The following is a 1,455-nucleotide window of genomic DNA, read 5'->3' on the forward strand; positions in this document are numbered from 1 at the left end:
GAGGGTGTCAGATGGTGTGTGTAAGGGGTGTCGGCTTCTTACGAAAGGACGACACTGATGACCATGATCGACAGGGAAGCCCGCGAGCAGCGGCGGCGTGAGCAGGCGGGGGGCGCGAGGCGTCTTCGAGACTCGGGTGTGCTTGATGACTTGTTCGCGAAGATCGATTCCGGTGAGGTGCAACTCGATGGCCGGGACGGGCTGATCCAACAGCTGATCAAGACCGGCCTGGAGCGTGGCTTGCAGGCGGAGCTGACTGAGCACGTCGGCTACGAGCGGGGCGATGCGGAGGCTCCGTTCCACGACAACTCGCGCAACGGGTCGTTTCCTAAGACCGTGGCGACCATTGCCGGCAATGTTGAGCTTGCTGTCCCGCGCGACCGTAACGGGAGCTTCACCCCTCGTCTGGTGCCCACCGGTCAGCGGCGTCTGGGCGGGTTGGACGAGATGATCGTCTCGCTCTACGCCGGCGGGATGACGGTGCGCGATATCGAGCACCATCTGGCGTCCACGATCGGCACCGACATCTCGCGGGAGACGATCTCGAAGATCGTCGACGAGATCTCCGACGAGGTCCTGGCGTGGCAGTCCAGGCCGTTGGAAGCGTTCTACCCGGTGATCTACTTGGACGCGATCGTGGTGAAGGTCCGAGACGGCGGGCACGTCGGCAACAAGGCCGCTCACATCGCCGTCGGCGTCGACATGGAGGGCATCAAGCACGTCCTGGGCATTTGGGTGCAGCAAACCGAGGGAGCGAAGTTCTGGGCATCCGTTTGCGCGGAGCTCGCCAACCGTGGCGTGCGTGACGTGCTGATCGTGTGCTGCGACGGCCTCACCGGCTTCCCCGAAGCGATCGAGGCGACCTGGCCCGACTCGCTCGTGCAGACCTGCGTGGTGCACCTGATCCGCACCGCGATGCGGTTCGTGTCCTACGGGCAACGCAAAGCCGTCGCCGCCGCGCTGAAGCCGATCTATCAAGCCCCCGACGCGGACGCCGCCAAAGCCGAGTTGGCGGCGTTGGCGGCCTCGGAGCTGGGCAAGGCGAACCCGCACACGATCGCGGCGTTTCAGAACGCGTGGGAGCGCTTCATCCCGTTCTTGGCGTTCCCGCCCGAGGTTCGGCGAGTGATCTATACGACCAACGCGATCGAGTCGCTGAACTACCAACTGAGGAAGGTCACCAAGAACCGCGGCCACTTCCCCAACGACGCCGCGGTCGTGAAGCTGCTCTGGCTGGCGATCTGCAACATCGAGGACAAACGCGCACTGGAGAGGGAGAAAGAGCGCGGCAAGCCCTCACGCGAGCGAAAAGCGCCACCGCGGCTGATCGAGGGTGCCGTCACGACCAGCTGGAAGAAGGCCCTGGCCCAACTCGCGATCGCGTTCCCCGACCGAATCCGCCCCTACCTCTGACCAACCCCAGACGATGCCCATTTACACAAACAACTTGACAGG

Annotated in this window: 1 protein-coding gene; it reads left to right on the plus strand. The window is 64.3% G+C overall.

From position 1 onward, the window contains the following. The first annotated feature begins 63 nt into the window (after positions 1-63). Positions 64-1,413, plus strand: coding sequence for an IS256 family transposase (locus EV140_RS00610; protein WP_130280068.1), 1,350 nt, complete (start codon positions 64-66; stop codon positions 1,411-1,413). Positions 1,414-1,455: the final 42 nt, after the last annotated feature.

Origin of the sequence: Microcella alkaliphila, from assembly GCF_004216855.1 — a bacterium.
In the GTDB taxonomy this organism is placed as follows: Bacteria; Actinomycetota; Actinomycetes; order Actinomycetales; family Microbacteriaceae; genus Microcella; species Microcella alkaliphila.

Coding starts and splice junctions, on each gene's coding strand:
- EV140_RS00610 (WP_130280068.1), top strand. CDS start 64: ATGATCGACAGGGAAGCCCGCGAGCAGCGGCGGCGTGAGCAGGCGGGG.